We start from the raw sequence: 13,923 nt of genomic DNA on the forward strand, positions 1-13,923 counted from the left end.
GGCGGATCGGGCGGGGCGCCCCCGGCCGGTTCACTTGGCGAGCTTGAGACCGCGGCTCTCGATCGCCGTACGGGCCGATTCCTGGGCCTTTGCCAGTCCGCCGGCCAGGCCGTGCTTGGCCGCCTCGTCCTTGAAGTCGGCGTTGACCTCGCCCCAGACCGGGCCCCAGGTCCACCCGGGGACGATCGTGCCGACCTGCTGACCGGTCAGCCCGTAGAGGTCCTGGCCGCCGAAGTAGGAGGTGTCGAAGGCCTTCGCGGCCACCGCCGCCATGGCCGGGTTCGCGGGCAGGGCGCTGCTCGGGTTCTTCAGCGCGCTGATCCGGGCTTCCATCGAGGCCGGGTCCGTGGTCACCCACTTGATGAACTCGGCGGCGGCCTTGGCGTGCTTGCTGCCCTTGGTCACGGCGAAGCTCGTGCCGCCGTACATGCCGCTGGCCGGGGTGCCGCCCCAGTGGGGGATGGGAGCGACGCCCCACTTCTCCTTGAGGTCGGGCATGGTGGAGACCATGCCGCCCGCGCTCCACGCGGCGCCCAGGACGCTGACGGTCGTGCCGTCGGCCTTGGACTTGTTCTCCTCGGGGGTGCCGGCGCCGTAGTTGAAGACCAGGTCGTCGTCGAGCATGCCCTGCCAGAACGCGGCGACCTTCTGCGAAGGCGCGTCGTTGATCTCGGGCTTCCAGGCGCCGTCGGCGATCTGGAACCACTTCGCGCCGGCCTGCCAGGACAGGGCCGCCTGCAGCGGGGCGTCCGTGGGGAAGGAGCCCATGCGCGCCTCGGGGTCGGCGGCCTTGATCCGCTCGGCGGCGGCGCGGTATTCGTCCCAGGTCTTCGGCACGGTCACGCCGTACTTCTCGAAGAGGTCCTTGCGGTAGAAGTAGACCTGCGGGGTGGCGTCGAAGGGGACCGACCAGGTCTTGCCGCCGAAGGTCACCAGGTTCTGGACTCCCGCCGGGAAGCTCTTCTCGACGAGTTCCCCGGACGAGGCGGTGAGGTCCTCCAGGTAGCCCTGGCTCGCGAACTCGGGGACCATGCTGTACTCGATGGTCGCCACGTCCGGCGCGTCGCCCGCCTTGATCGCGTTGCTGATCTTGCTGTAGCCGTCGGCGCCGCCGGGTATCTGGGAGAACCGCACCTGGACGTCGGTGTGCGTCTTGTTGAACGCGGCGGCCGCGGCCTCGGCGCCGCCGGTCCAGGTCCAGTACGTGAGGGTGACGGGCTTTCCGTCGTCCGCGGCGGCAGGCGAGTTGGTGGAACCGGCACCGCAGGCGGTGGTCAGCAGGGCGAGGGACACCGCTGCGGCCACCGCGCCGTAGGCACGCAAGGACTGAACCTTCATGTCAACTGCTCCTTGGCGAGTGGGCTGAACGGGGTGAATCATTCGCTCAGGCGTCTTGAACGTCAAGACCATCTGAACTATTGATCAATACGATCAGTTCGGCGTATCCGCAACGGCAGCCGCTGCCGGTCAGGCGGTCCGGTGGAGGTCCGCGCGGTGGACCGGGTGCGCGAACGGCAGCCCGGCGGCGTAGCGGGCGAACTCGTCGATGGCGGAATCCGCCATCCTGTGCAGTTCGTTGCCGAGGGAACCCGCGATGTGCGGGGTGAGCAGTACGTTCGGCAGGTCGTACAGCGGGGAGTCGGCCGGCAGGACCTCCGGCTCGGTGACGTCGACGACCCCGTGGAGCCGGCCGGAGGTCAACTCGTCGGTGAAAGCGGGCCCGTCGACCAGGGAGCCGCGAGCCGTGTTGATGAGCGTGGCGCCGTCGCGCATCAGCGCCAGCCGCCGGCGGTCGATCATCGACCGCGTCTCCGGCAGGGCGGGCGCGTGCAGGCTGACCACGTCGCAGATCCGGCAGAGTTCGTCGAGCCCGACGCGGCGGGCACCGATCTCCCTCGCCTGATGATCACTCAGATAAGGGTCGTGGACGACGAGTTCCAGATCGTACGGGCGCAGGAGCTCGATCACCCGGCGGCCGGTCCGGGAGGCGCCGACGATGCCGACGGTCCGGCGGTAGTTGCCCACGTCGCCGTAGCGCAGGTGCCAGTCGTGATGGGTGTCGCGGACGCGGCGGTAGTCCTCGCGCAGCTGGAGCACGCGTTTGTTGGAGAGGAGGACCATGGCGACGGTGTACTCGGCCACCGGAAGGGAGTTGGCCAGGGCGGCGGAGGAGACGACGACGCCCCGGTTCCAGCAGGCATCGGTGACCAGCTGTTTGACGGAGCCGGCCGCGTGCACGACGGCTTTGAGGCGGGGTGCGGCCGCCAGCGCCCCGGCGTCGACGGCGGGAGCGCCCCAGAAGGTGAGCAGGACCTCCGCCTCCGCCAGTGCCCGCGCGGCCTCGGGTTTTCCGAAGTCGTCGGCGATGAGATCCGGGTCGAGGTCGGCCACTTCGCCGAGCCGTCGGGCGGCGGCGTCGTCCAGCAGGCGGGGCCGGAGCTCGGGGGCCATCGCGAGCAGGGTCCGTGGGCGGCGAACAGGCATCTGGGACTCCTTGCGGCTGAGTGAGGCCGCGCCGACTCTATGAATCCAGATTCCGAGCGTCAAGATCTATCAATCGAATAGCTCCATACGCTCACAACGATCGCCAAAAATCGACGTACCCGATCGCCGCGCATTCGCCGTGGGGCAGCGGGGCAGGATGTCGCCCGTGACGGGCCCGGATCCGAGGCACGAGGAGGAGACCGCCATGTCGTCCACCCCTTCCGGCGAACCACACGGTACGGCCGCCTTGTTGGTCAATCCGCGCGGCGAGTACCTGCTCCACCTGCGCGACGCGAACAAGCCCCACATCTGCGACCCGGGGACGTGGAGCATCCCGGGCGGCGGCCGCGAGGGGAACGAGACCTCGCGGGAGGCGATCGCGCGGGAGCTGAAGGAGGAGACCGGCCTGACGGTCCCGCTGGAACCGTTCACGGTCGTCGACTGTCACGGACCCGGCGCCGCCGAAGGCCGGATCCAGGTCTACCTCGGCGCCTGGGACGGCGATGCCGACGCCCTGCCGCTCAGCGAAGGGATCATGCTGCGCTGGTTCGACGCCCGTACGACCGCGCACCTGACGATGTGCCCGTGGACGCAGCAGGTCATCGACCAGCACCGGGCGCTGGTGGACGGGACGGAACCGGGCCCGCGCCTGCGTACGTCGGCGGAGGTGCCCGCCGGTCAACCGGGCGGCGGGGCCCTCCTCACCATCGTCGGGGTCCACCTCTACCTGGAGCGGGACGGCCGGATCCTGCTCGGACTGCGCCACCCCGACTCGGCGTTCGGCGCTTCGCACCACCACTTCCTCGCCGGCCACTGCGAGCAGGAGTCCGCGGTCGCCTGCCTGATCCGCGAGGCGCGGGAGGAAGCCGGCCTGGTGCTGCGGGCCGAGGACATCGAGCTCACGCACGTCGTGCACCTGGTCGACCTCCCGGGCTCGCGGCCGCGCCTGCAACTGGTCTTCCGCGCGCACCGGTGGGAGGGGACGGTGGAGGTCCGCGAGCCGGAGAAGTGCGTCAGCTGGGGCTGGTGGCCGACCGACGCGCTGCCGGAGCCGATCGTGCCGTACGCCCGGGCGGCGGTCGAGGGCATCCGGGCGGGGCGGCTCTACACCGAGATGGGGTGGCTGTGACCGCCGGCGACCACCCGGGAGCGGTGGGCCGGTACACCCTCCCGGTGGATGTCCACCTGATCCTGCGCCGCGACGGCGAGCGGGGGCCTGAGGTCCTGCTGTCCCGACGGGCGGGCCCGGTCTACGCGGCCGGCATGTGGCACCTGCCCTCCGGGCACCTCGACGGCCCGCACGAGGACGTGGTCCAGGCCGTGGTCCGCGAAGCCCGGGAGGAGACGGGCGTCCTCATCGCCCTCGGGGACGTGGCCTCGGCGGTGACCGTCCATCACCGCGGCCCCCGCGGCCACGCCCGGCTCGGCCTGTTCTTCGAGGTCAGGCGCTGGACGGGCGCGCCGGGGGTGCGGGAGCCGGAGGTGTGCGACGCGATGGGCTGGTACCGGCTCGACGCCCTGCCGGAGCCGATCATCGCGTACTGCCGGGCCGGACTCGACGCGTACGCGGCAAGGCGGCCGGCGGCCGTCCACTTCCAACACCTCGGCGACCCGATCCCCTACCGCCCCGACGGCCCACGGCGCACCCGGCTCCTGGACGGGGTGGGCCCAGGGGGGTCCTGAGCCGTCACCGCAAGTCGGCGGGGACCTGTCGCTGGGACGGGGAAACCCGGACGGCCTCGCGCACCCGGGCGCGGGCGTCACGGACTCCCCACGTTGAATCGTGCGCCGGCCGCTAGCCGGCCGGGGTGTCCGGGTCGGCCACGAGGAAGACGTCGGACAGTGGGGCCGTGTCGGCGCCGGCGCTGACCAGCAGGTCGTACGTACCGGGAGGCAGTACGCCGATGTCGAAGCGCTGCCGCTCCCGGGGCACGGTGATCGGGCGGTCGACCACCGTCCGGCCCGTGGACCGCGGGGTCACCGACAGGCGGGCCGGGACCTCGGGCAGTTCGCTCTCGCCGAGGGCGCTGTTGGCTCCGATCTCGCAGACGACGGGCTCGTCGGCGAGGTAGAGGTCGTCGCCGAGGTAGCTGAACCAGGAGGTCACGGCGGCGCGCAGGTCGTCGATGCGCACGTCGTGCAGGGACTGGAGGATGCCCTTGACGTGGTCGAGCATCGCGTCCTGGTTCTGCAGGCTGCCGTGCTTCTGCGGGACGAAGGTGCGGGCGCCCTCCGTACCGGACAGCGCGGCGGAGAGCTTGGGCACGGTCCCGTCACCGCCCTCGTCAAGGTCTCCGCGGGCCAGCAGGGTCTCCACCCTGTGGTCGACGATCTGTGCGGACTGCCTGGTGGGCTGGTCCATGCCGACGATCGGGTGGTAGACCACCTGGTTCGACTCCCAGGCGGGGTTCCGCCGGTTGGCGGTCGCGGCGTCCTGCATCTCCTTGAAGAATTCGGTGACATGGCTGCTCCACTGCGGCTGCCAGCCGGGCAGCCCGGCCTCCGCCGGGACGACGGCGTCCTGGCCGTTCGCGCCGTACACGCACTTGTAGACGGGCACGAGCTGGTGCAGGCCGGTGAGGGAGCGCAGGAGCCGTGTGAGGTCGTGCTCGAAGGGGCCGATCCGTTTGCTGAAACCGTTGCAGAGGAACTCGACGGCGTTGAGCGAGCCGTAGTAGGGGGTTCCGAAGGTCACGATGGCCCGGGTGTCCTTCCAGCCGTCCAGCACCTCGACGTAGTAGCGCGAGACGAGTCCGCCCATCGAGTGCCCGATCAGGACGAGTTGGGCCGCCTCGTTGCCGCTGGACGCGCGCCAGTTCCGCAGCCAGCCGGCGCTCTGCTCGGCGAGCTTGCGGGCGGCGGCGCGGTTGTCGCGCCGCCAGTCGTACGGGAAGGGGAAGTAGTTCTCGCCCCGCTTGAGGTCGAACTGCGCCAGCAGGAAGCTCTCGATCGCCGTGTAGCCGTCGATCTTCCACAGGCCGGGCAGGGTGTGGAGATCGGGCACCAGCCGGTCGGCGACGACTCCGTCGCCGAGATCGTCCACGCGCCAGTCGTCCTCGCCCAGTTCGAGGGAGTCGAGTGAGCCGCCCAGGCTCGCCAGCGCGCCCAGTACGGCCGAGGGCGAGGGCGCCCACACGTCCTTGCCGTTCCTCTTCAGCACGCTCCCCGTGATGCCGGGGAGCAGTACGACGACGTCGGCCATCGGGATCCTGGTCATGCGGACCTCCTAGCTGCCCCCTGGTCGGTCGGACGGGGCGGGGCGGACGAACGGGTCGGTCGCGTCCCCGTAGTGCTGGTACGCGGCCCAGGCGCTCCATCGCTGCCCGTTCGGGGCGGTGTCCGGCGGCCGCTGCCCCACGGCCCGCTGGTCGTAGAGCCGCTTGCGGGCCGCCCGGACGGCGTCGCCCACCGTCGGCGGGGCCTCCCCGGAACCGCCCGTGAACAGGTGCGTGTAGAACTCCTCGGCGAAGGAGACCCCCTGGTCGTCGGGGATCCGCCAGGCCGCCCCGATGTAGTGCCCCACCCCCATGCGCAGGAACTCGTCGGCGAGGCTCGGCACCAGCGCGGCCTGCGGGTTGCCCCACGGGCTCTGGTCCGCCACGCCCGGCGGCGCGCCACGCGTGCCGGGACCGGTGGCGCTGCCGAGCCGGGCCGTGTAGCAGGCGTTGGCGACGACGATCCGGGGCGGCCGTTCGAGCAGGGCCAGTTCCTGGGCGGTCAGCAGGCCGTCCGCGAAGACCCAGCCGGTGCGCCGTCCCGTACCGGTGGGGTCGAAGTCGCTGTGGCCGCAGTAGTGGACGATGTGGTTGCCCCCGCACAGCAGGACGCGCAGCACGTCCAGGCGCCTCGCGGGGTCGATGCCCGGCTGCCGGGTGGAGTTCGCCGCGCCGACGAAGAGGGTGACCTTCGCTCCCAGGTTCTTGAGCCGGGTGGCGACGGCCAGGGCCTCGGTGCGGGCTCCCGGCAGCTGGAAGCCCTTCTCCGGGTCCCCCGGGTCGCCGATCACCAGGGCGCGCAGCGGTCCGTCCGAGAGCCCCTCGGCCATCACCCGCGAGTAGGGCGTGCGCAGCTGCCGGGACAGCTGGGTGCGGATCGCCAGGGGGTCGCGCTTCTCGCCGCCGGCCCGCTCGGTCCCGGCCAGGAACTCCCAGGGCACGGAAGCCGTGTCGCGGTCCAGTTCCAGCAGCACCGTCGCGTCGTCGGTGACCAGCCGCTGGAAGTCCGGAGGCACCACGAACCGCGAGAGCAGGTCCGGCAGTTCGCTCGCGTCCTCGACGGTCGGCTCCGTCAGCCGCTCCACGAGCTCGCGCAGCAGGTCCATGTCCACGGGGACGAGCCGTTCCGGTACGGTGGCCCGCCCGGTCAGCGCCGCCCAGCGCAGGCCGCCGACCCCCGACTGGACGGACATCCGGACGGGCACGGAGCCGGAGCCGGACCCTGATCCCTCCGGGTCGTCCAGGGCCCGTCCGACCGTCAAGGACAGGTCGGTGCGCTCCACTTCGGCCAGGTGGGCCAGCTGTTCGCGGATCTCCCGCCGGATGTCGGGGGCGAAGCCGGCCAGCACCGTGCGCAGGACTTCCTCCCGGTCCGTCGGGTCCGTCCCGTGCGGATCCCCGTCGTGGGCGGCGGACTCCTCGGACCGGGCGAGCGCGGTCAGCGCCGTCAGGGCGTACACCGCCGCGGAGGGCGCGAACAGCCGGCCGCCGCTCTCCTCGCGCAGCTCCGGGCCGATCCGCAACCGGGGCAGTTTCGCGGCGGCTCTGGTCAGCGCGAGGTGGAGCTGCTCCGCGCGCAGCCGGTCGACTTCCACGACGAACACCTCGGTGAGGCCGGGCACCGGCGCGGAGGTCGGCTGCGTCGGCGTCGGAGTCGATGTCGGCTGCGCCGGAGTCGGTTTCGCCGCCGCCGGAGCCGGAGCCGGAGTCGGCTGCGTCAGAGTCGGAGTCGGAGTCGGCTTCGCCGGGCCCGTGGCCGCCAGGACACCGGCGAAGCCCCCGACCAGGGCGCGGGCGGCCTGGTTGACGGTCAGATTGCCGGTGCCCGAGCCGACGAGCACGGTCGCCATGGTCCCGACATGGCCGAGCGCGACCGCCTCGCCCAGCAGCGACGCGTACATCTGGTGGGCGCGGCGTTCGGTGAGGGTGCCCATCGGCCCCATGCCGACGACGGCCGCCGACCGTACCGGTCCTCCGCCCTTGCAGGGGAAGTACGTGACCTCGCCCAACTGGGCGCCGAGCCAGCCGAGCTTGGTGTGCTCCGTGATGGTCCGGCGGGGGCCGACGGAGATGGCGCGGTCCAGTGCGAGTTCCGCCGCGGCGGGCGCTACCGACTGGTAGTGCCCGGTGACGTGCAGATCGGCGGGGACCTGTGCGAGGTCGCCCCAGACCACGGTGACGACGAGGACGGGACCGTCGGCGCCCGGTGGTTCCTCCGTGGCCGGGGCCGGCGCGGGTAGCCGTCCGGGAGGATTGGAGGCGGTCGGTACGTCCTCCAGCAGGTCAGCGATGCGTGCGGCGGCGGTGCTGCTCACCACGCTCCTCCTTCGAGTGCGCGACACCGGTCTCCCCAGCAGAATTATCCCACTGTTTCCGCGGCCGGACCTGGGGAGCCGGGGCGGGTGCGCGGCGAAAATCGCTTCGAGCGCGACGGCGGCAGCCCCTACCGTGACCTGGTGACGACTCAGGTGATCGTGTTGAACGGCGGGTCCAGCTCGGGCAAGTCCGGGATCCTCCGGTGTCTGCAGGCGGTCCTGCCCGAGCCGTGGCTCGCAGCCGCCGTCGACTCGCTGGTCGAGACGATGCCCGCCTCCCTGCGGACGTCGGACGCGGGAATCGAGTTCGCCGCGGACGGCGGCGTGCAGATCGGATCGGAGTTCCGGCGGCTCGAAGCGGCGTGGATGGCGGGAGTCGCCGCGATGGCCCGCGCGGGCGCCCCCGTCATCGTCGACGACGTCTTCCTCGGCGGAGCGGCGTCCCAGGAACGGTGGCGGAAGGCCCTCGACGGTCTGGACGTGCTGTGGGTCGGCGTCACGTGCGAGAGCGCGGTCGCCGCGGCTCGCGAGATCGCCCGCGGGGACCGGGCCCTGGGGATGGCGGCCTCCCAGGCCGAGCGGGTCCACCACGGCGTGGTGTACGACCTGGAGGTGGACACCACGCACACGGAGTCCCTGGACTGCGCCCGGGCCATCGCCGCCCGAATCACGTGACCGGCACCGCGATTACGGACCCGCGCGCCGCCCGACTCCATGACAGGTCAACGACTGCCCGGTGGTGACCGCCGCGGGCACCATCGGGCACGCGAGGGGCACCGGAGCGGGGCGGATGACTGAGGAGGCCACGACGCTCCATGCCGAGTTGAGCGCGCTGGAGCGGCGGCCCAGGGCGGTGCGTCGGGCCGACGGCCTGCCGTACTCGCGTCGCGAGACGGCCAAGGCGCTGCGCGCGCGGCCCGAGCCCGTGGACCTGAACAGCAGGCGCCTCAGCGGCTGGCTGCCCGACGATCCGGCCAAGGCCGTTGCCCCGATCCATGCGAACGCCGACGCCGTCTGGGCCCTGGTCTGCCTGTGGAGCGAGTGGGCCCGCGTGCCCCCGCACGAGCGCCCGTCCCGTCGGTATGTCAACGACCTCGTGGACGCCGCGCAACCGGAACGCCGTCCGCATCAGACCGTCGTGCCCACGCTGCCGCCGCGTCTGCGGGCCCTGCTGGAGCGGCAGAGCGCGCTGAGCGAAGACTGGCCCTACGTCCTGCACGAGGGGTCGGGCTCCCTGCTGCCGCTGTCGATGATCCACGTACGGCAGCACATCGACATCGGCACGGGCAGCGATGGCGACGGCGACACCGGCGGCGACCAACACCGCCGGGACGCGCGGTCGGCGCCCCGAGGCCGGCACCTGGACGCCCTCCTGTCCGACGATGCGGTCGGTCACCTCCTCCTGGAAGCAGGCCCCGGCGGCGGCAAATCGTCCCTGCTGGCCCGGCTGGCCGGGGACGTGTCGGATGCGCTCCTGCGCCGGGCCCACCCGGACCGGCCGCCCGTCATCCCCCTCTGGGCCACCGCTTCGGCGCTCTCCGCCCACCCGCACGGCGTCGAAGACGCCCTGGCCCGCCCCCTGTCGGACGACCACGGCGGCGAGGAGCCCGTCCGGTTCCACGAGACCGTCGCGGACCTCCTGCCCGCGGCCGGCCGGTGGCTGGTGCTCGTCGACAGCCCGGACGAGCTCCCCGATCCGAACGCCCGGGCCAACCTGGTCCACCGGCTCACGCGCATGGCCAGGGAGACGGCGGCCCAGAGCGCTGAGCGCGTACGGATCGTCATCACCAGCCGCCCCATGCAGGAGCCGGAGCGGAGGCTGCTGGAGATGGCCGGGTTCACCCCACACACCCTGGCTCCCTTCGACCACGACCAGCTCCGTGAACTGGCGGGGCGCTGGTTCGGCCAGCACGAGCACGGCGGCACCCTCGCGGCGGAGTTCCTGCGCCAGGTCGACCTCGCCCGGCTGCGGGACCTCGTCCGCGTACCGCTGCTCGCGGCCGTCGCCATCGCCCTGTACGAGGCGTGGCCCGACCGGGGCCCTTCCGTCGAACCAGTACGCCCTGTACGAGCAGTAGCGCCTGTACCTGACCGCGGCCAAGGCCCAGCACCGCGGATCCCGGCTCGGCCGACTGGCGACGCTGTCGCTCAGGAACCCCTCGGCCGCCGCGGCCGTCAGGTTCCTGGAGCAGAACTTCGACGATCTCCTACGCGAAGTGGGCCACGCGGCACGCGTGATGAAGGCGCCGGACCTGCACCAGCACGCGATCGACGGGCGGCCCCTCAGCCCGGAGGACCCGCTCGCCGAGCCCAACCTCCGGCCGATGCTCGACGCCACGGGCTGGCGGCTGACGACGTACGACGACGCGGCAGAGCACTTCCTCGCCCGGGCCGTCCTCGCGCGCTGACCGCCCCGGCGGCCTCGCCGTCCCCCGCGTCAGCGACGCTGCCGGGGCCTGCGTCAGGTGCCCTTCTTGGCCAGGAACCTTCGCAGCCGGGTGAGCGGCCAGGTGTTGACGACGTCGTCCGCGGTCAGCCAGCCGCGCTGCGCGGTCGCCACCCCGTAGCGCATGTACGGCAGATGCGTGGTGGCGTGCGCGTCGGAGTTCACTGCGAACTTCACGCCGTACCGCTTCGCGCGCAGGACGTCCTCGTCGCAGAGGTCGAGCCGTTCGGGGTGTGCGTTGACCTCCAGGGCGGTGCCCGCCCGCGCGCAGGCCTCGAAGACCGCGTCGAAGTCGGCGTCGATGCCCGGGCGTTTGCCGATGCGGCGGGTCGTGGGGTGGCCGATGACGGCGACGTGCGGGTTCTCGCAGGCGCGGATGAGGCGGCGGGTGAGTTCGCTCCTGCTCTGGTTGAAGTGGGAGTGCACGGAGGCCACGCAGATGTCGAACTCCGCGAGGAACTCGTCGGGCCAGTCCAGGGCGCCGTCCGGGCCGATGTTGAGCTCCGTGCCGTGCAGCAGCCGCATCTTGTGGTGGGCGCCGTCCAGTTCCCGTACGCGCTCGCGCTGGGCGAGGATCTTCTCGCTGGTCATGCGCTGCATGAAGAGGTTCGGGGCGTGGTCGGTCACCGCGTAGTACGCGTATCCGCGGGCGGCAGCGGCGGCGACCATGTCCTCCAGCGGGGCCAGGCCGTCGGTGAGGTCGGTGTGGGTGTGCAGGTCGCCGCGGATGTCCTTCTCCGTGAGGAGGTCCGGGAGTTCGCCGCGCAGCCCCGCCGCGATCTCGCCGCGGTCCTCGCGCAGGGTCGGGGGGATCCAGGGTAGTCCGAGCCTGACGTAGACCGCCTCCTCGGTCGCGGAGGTGAGGTTCTCGCCGCTCTCGGCGTCGAAGAGTCCGTACTCGGAGAGCTTGAGGCCCTGGCGCACCGCGAGTTCGCGGGTGCGGATGTTGTGCGCCTTGGATCCGGTGAAGTACTGGAGGCCCGCGCCCCAGGAGGCAGGGGGCAGGACACGCAGGTCGACCTGGAGGCCGGTGACGGTGCGTACGGAGGTCTTCTTCTGCCCGTGCGCGATGACCTCGGCCGTCTGCGGGAGGGCGGTGAGCGCCTCCATGAACGGAGCCGCCCGCCGGGCCGCCACCAGGATGTCGACGTCGCCGATGGTCTCCCTCATGCGGCGCAGGGACCCCGCGTACGTGCACCGGACGCAGCCGGGGACCTCCGAGAGTGCGGCGACCAGCTGCTCGGCGACGTCCATGGCCGCGCTGACGAGGATCCGCCCCTCGCCGGCCTTCTGCAGTACGGAGATGCCGTGCAGGATGTTGTCCTCGGTCCGCTCGCCGAAGCCCTTCAGGTCGCGCAGCCGTTCCTGGCCGATGGCCTCGACCAGCTGGTCCACGGAGCTGATGCCCAGCTCCTCGTAGAGCACCATGGCCTTGCGGGGCCCGAGCCCCGGAATCGCGACCAGCTCGCGCACTCCGGGCGGCACGGACGCCCGGGCTTCGTCGACCACGGTCATGCGGCCGGTCCGCAGGTACTCGATGATCTTGTCGGCGACCGATCTGCCGACGTGGGGGATCTCGCGCAGGCCCTTGGCGTCGAGCGTGGACACGTCCTCCGGGTGGCCCCCGACGGCCCGGGCGGCCTTCTCGTAGGCGCGTGCCTTGAAGGCTTCCCCGCCCCGGATCGCGATGAGGTCCGCATACTCCTGGAGCAGAGCCTCGACCTGGTCGTTGGCTCGGGCCATGCCACCAGGGTGCCCCGCGGACCGCGCCCGGGCCACCTCGGGCGGCCCCCACCCCGGCACGGGGCCAGAGCATGACGTGCTTGGCCTGGGTGTAGTCCAGGAGGCCGGACAGGGAGAGGTCGTGGGCGTAGACGGAGTGCTCGACCCCGCCGTGGGGCATCTCGGAGACGGTGGTGCCGTGGGTGTTCACCCAGGCGATGGCCGGCGTGGAGGGCGCGGGTGGCGCGCATCGCCCGGTCGCAGTCGGTGGTCCACCCGCTCGCGGCCAGGCCGAAGCGGACGGCGTTGGCCAGGTGCAGGGCTCCGGTCTCGTCGGCGAAGGGCTGGACGGTCACCACCGGGCCGAAGGTCTCCTCCTGCACGATCTCGCTTCTTCGCCGAGGCGATGACGCACTCCTTCGCCCGGACCGGCACGGACACCGGCAGCGACACCGGTACGGACCCGGCCGCGGTCGTCTGGCCCGCATCGTGCGCAGCATGCTGCCCACGGACGAGGAGCTCCGCCAGGACTGGAAGCTCTGGCAGGAGCTGTGGGTGCGCGCGCGGCGCGACGGCACGGCCCGGACCCTCGCCGTCGACCTGTACGACCAGCTGCACGCGTGGGTCGCCGGGACCGTGGAACGGGGCATTGTGTCGGGCGAGTTCACCGAGTGCGACGTCGCCGCGATCGGCACGCTGGTGCTGGCCCTGTGCGACGGCCTCGGCATCCGCCTGATGCTGGACGACCCCCGGGTCGACCTCGCCACCGCCCAGTCGACGGTCTGGCGGGCCATCGCGCCCGCCCTCGGGATCACGCCGGTGTTCCCGGAGGTCTGACGGCGCCGGACCGGCGGAATGTTCGGGGAATGTACGGGCGGCGGCGCGCCCGCCGGAACGCCGGGTCGACGGGGTTAGCATCGACGGTGTTTCCGCACGTGAGAGGCAGTGATGACGGGTTCGGAGTCCAAGGGCCTCGTGCTGATCGTCGAGGACGAGCGCCACATCTCCGACGTCCAGAGGCTCTACCTGTCGCGCGAGGGCTTCGGTGTCCACGTCGAGGCCGACGGGAGCGCCGGGCTCGCGGCCGCGCGGCGGATGCGTCCGGTGGCCATCGTGCTGGACATCGGCCTGCCGGGCATGGACGGCATCTCCTTCTGCCGGGCCCTGCGTGACGCGGGCGACTGGACGCCGGTGCTGCTGGTCACCGCGCGCGGTGAGGAGGCCGACCGGATCCTCGGCCTGGAGCTGGGCGCGGACGACTACCTGACCAAGCCGTTCTCGCCGCGCGAGCTGGTCGCACGGGTCAAGACCGTACTGCGCCGGGCGGCGGGTCCGCCCGTGCGGCCGGCCGAGAGCCTCGGCGGGCTCAGCGTGGACCCGGTCAGCCGGACCGTGCGCCGCGGCGGCGAGCCGGTGGAGCTCACCGCCACCGAGTTCAACCTGCTGGCGCACCTGCTGCGGCACGTGGGGCAGGTCTTCACCCGTGAGCAGCTGCTCGCCCAGGTGTGGGGCTACCCGGGCTACCGCGACACGCGGATGGTCGACGTCTTCGTCTCGCAGCTGCGCGCCAAGCTCGGCGACGCGAGCCCGATCCGTACGGTCCGGGGCGTCGGGTACAGCGCGATCGCTCCCCGTACGTGAACCGCCCCGGCCCCGGCCCCCGTCCGGGCCCCGGCCCCCGTCCCGGCCCCGCCCCCCGTCCCGGCTCCGGTATCCGCGGCTCCCTCGCGCGCAACATCGT

Annotated in this window: 11 protein-coding genes and 1 pseudogene; 6 read left to right on the forward strand and 6 right to left on the reverse strand. The window is 72.3% G+C overall.

Going from position 1 to position 13,923, the window contains the following annotated elements; all coding sequences use genetic code 11:
• Positions 1 to 30: 30 nt before the first annotated feature.
• Both IF88_RS0118690 and IF88_RS0118695 read right to left on the reverse strand, forming a co-directional pair.
• Positions 31 to 1,338 (reverse strand): ABC transporter substrate-binding protein, encoded by a 1,308-nt coding sequence (locus IF88_RS0118690; protein ID WP_030713145.1) that lies wholly within the window; start codon positions 1,336 to 1,338, stop codon positions 31 to 33.
• 129 nt (positions 1,339 to 1,467) lie between these two features.
• Positions 1,468 to 2,484, reverse strand: coding sequence for a hydroxyacid dehydrogenase (locus IF88_RS0118695; RefSeq protein WP_234323586.1), 1,017 nt, complete (start codon positions 2,482 to 2,484; stop codon positions 1,468 to 1,470).
• 205 nt (positions 2,485 to 2,689) lie between these two features.
• Between IF88_RS0118695 and IF88_RS0118700 the strand changes: the two genes are divergently transcribed.
• Together IF88_RS0118700 and IF88_RS0118705 are read left to right on the forward strand one after the other, a co-directional pair.
• Positions 2,690 to 3,613, forward strand: coding sequence for an NUDIX hydrolase (locus IF88_RS0118700; RefSeq protein WP_037806332.1), 924 nt, complete (start codon positions 2,690 to 2,692; stop codon positions 3,611 to 3,613).
• Entirely contained in the window at positions 3,604 to 4,167 is a 564-nt protein-coding gene (locus IF88_RS0118705; RefSeq protein ID WP_234323587.1) for an NUDIX hydrolase, read from the forward strand. The genes IF88_RS0118700 and IF88_RS0118705 overlap by 10 nt, the downstream gene beginning before the upstream one ends.
• A 112-nt stretch (positions 4,168 to 4,279) precedes the next feature.
• Here the strand turns inward: IF88_RS0118705 and IF88_RS0118710 are convergent, their stop codons facing one another.
• A complete protein-coding gene (locus IF88_RS0118710) occupies positions 4,280 to 5,701 on the reverse strand; it encodes a lipase/acyltransferase domain-containing protein (protein ID WP_234323588.1) in 1,422 nt (473 codons plus the stop codon).
• Positions 5,702 to 5,710: 9 nt separating this feature from the next.
• Positions 5,711 to 8,014: a CHAT domain-containing protein gene (locus IF88_RS40510; protein ID WP_037806305.1), complete on the reverse strand. Its 2,304-nt coding sequence runs from the start codon at positions 8,012 to 8,014 to the stop codon at positions 5,711 to 5,713.
• A 141-nt stretch (positions 8,015 to 8,155) separates the two neighbouring features.
• On the opposite strand from IF88_RS40510, the gene cpt reads away from it, so the two are divergent.
• Both cpt and IF88_RS0118730 read left to right on the forward strand, forming a co-directional pair.
• Positions 8,156 to 8,689 (forward strand): chloramphenicol phosphotransferase CPT, encoded by a 534-nt coding sequence (gene cpt, locus IF88_RS0118720; RefSeq protein ID WP_030713152.1) that lies wholly within the window; start codon positions 8,156 to 8,158, stop codon positions 8,687 to 8,689.
• Between the two features lie 1,541 nt (positions 8,690 to 10,230).
• Positions 10,231 to 10,422, forward strand: a complete 192-nt coding sequence (locus tag IF88_RS0118730; protein WP_030713160.1) for a hypothetical protein — start codon at positions 10,231 to 10,233, stop codon at positions 10,420 to 10,422.
• Between the two features lie 53 nt (positions 10,423 to 10,475).
• On the opposite strand, the gene polX is transcribed toward IF88_RS0118730, so the two are convergent.
• Both polX and IF88_RS47895 read right to left on the reverse strand, forming a co-directional pair.
• Positions 10,476 to 12,203, reverse strand: coding sequence for a DNA polymerase/3'-5' exonuclease PolX (gene polX / locus IF88_RS0118735; protein ID WP_030713163.1), 1,728 nt, complete (start codon positions 12,201 to 12,203; stop codon positions 10,476 to 10,478).
• 257 nt (positions 12,204 to 12,460) lie between these two features.
• Positions 12,461 to 12,682, reverse strand: a pseudogene (locus IF88_RS47895) (aldehyde dehydrogenase family protein); the annotation flags it as partial.
• Here IF88_RS47895 and IF88_RS40515 point away from each other — a divergent pair.
• Positions 12,681 to 13,019 carry a TetR family transcriptional regulator C-terminal domain-containing protein gene (locus IF88_RS40515; RefSeq protein WP_234323589.1) on the forward strand — a complete coding sequence of 113 codons (339 nt, stop codon included), beginning with the start codon at positions 12,681 to 12,683 and terminating at the stop codon, positions 13,017 to 13,019. The pseudogene IF88_RS47895 and the gene IF88_RS40515 sit on opposite strands and share 2 nt — an antisense overlap.
• A 111-nt stretch (positions 13,020 to 13,130) precedes the next feature.
• Entirely contained in the window at positions 13,131 to 13,823 is a 693-nt protein-coding gene (locus IF88_RS0118745) for a response regulator transcription factor (RefSeq protein ID WP_030713165.1), read from the forward strand.
• Positions 13,824 to 13,923 lie beyond the last annotated feature (100 nt).

The sequence above is a fragment of the Streptomyces sp. NRRL F-2580 genome (assembly GCF_000720115.1).
GTDB lineage: Bacteria > Actinomycetota > Actinomycetes > Streptomycetales > Streptomycetaceae > Streptomyces.

Coding starts and splice junctions, on each gene's coding strand:
- IF88_RS0118695 (WP_234323586.1), bottom strand. CDS start 2,484: ATGCCTGTTCGCCGCCCACGGACCCTGCTCGCGATGGCCCCCGAGCTC.
- IF88_RS0118700 (WP_037806332.1), top strand. CDS start 2,690: ATGTCGTCCACCCCTTCCGGCGAACCACACGGTACGGCCGCCTTGTTG.
- IF88_RS0118745 (WP_030713165.1), top strand. CDS start 13,131: ATGACGGGTTCGGAGTCCAAGGGCCTCGTGCTGATCGTCGAGGACGAG.
- polX (WP_030713163.1), bottom strand. CDS start 12,203: ATGGCCCGAGCCAACGACCAGGTCGAGGCTCTGCTCCAGGAGTATGCG.
- IF88_RS0118710 (WP_234323588.1), bottom strand. CDS start 5,701: ATGACCAGGATCCCGATGGCCGACGTCGTCGTACTGCTCCCCGGCATC.
- IF88_RS40515 (WP_234323589.1), top strand. CDS start 12,681: ATGCTGCCCACGGACGAGGAGCTCCGCCAGGACTGGAAGCTCTGGCAG.
- IF88_RS0118690 (WP_030713145.1), bottom strand. CDS start 1,338: ATGAAGGTTCAGTCCTTGCGTGCCTACGGCGCGGTGGCCGCAGCGGTG.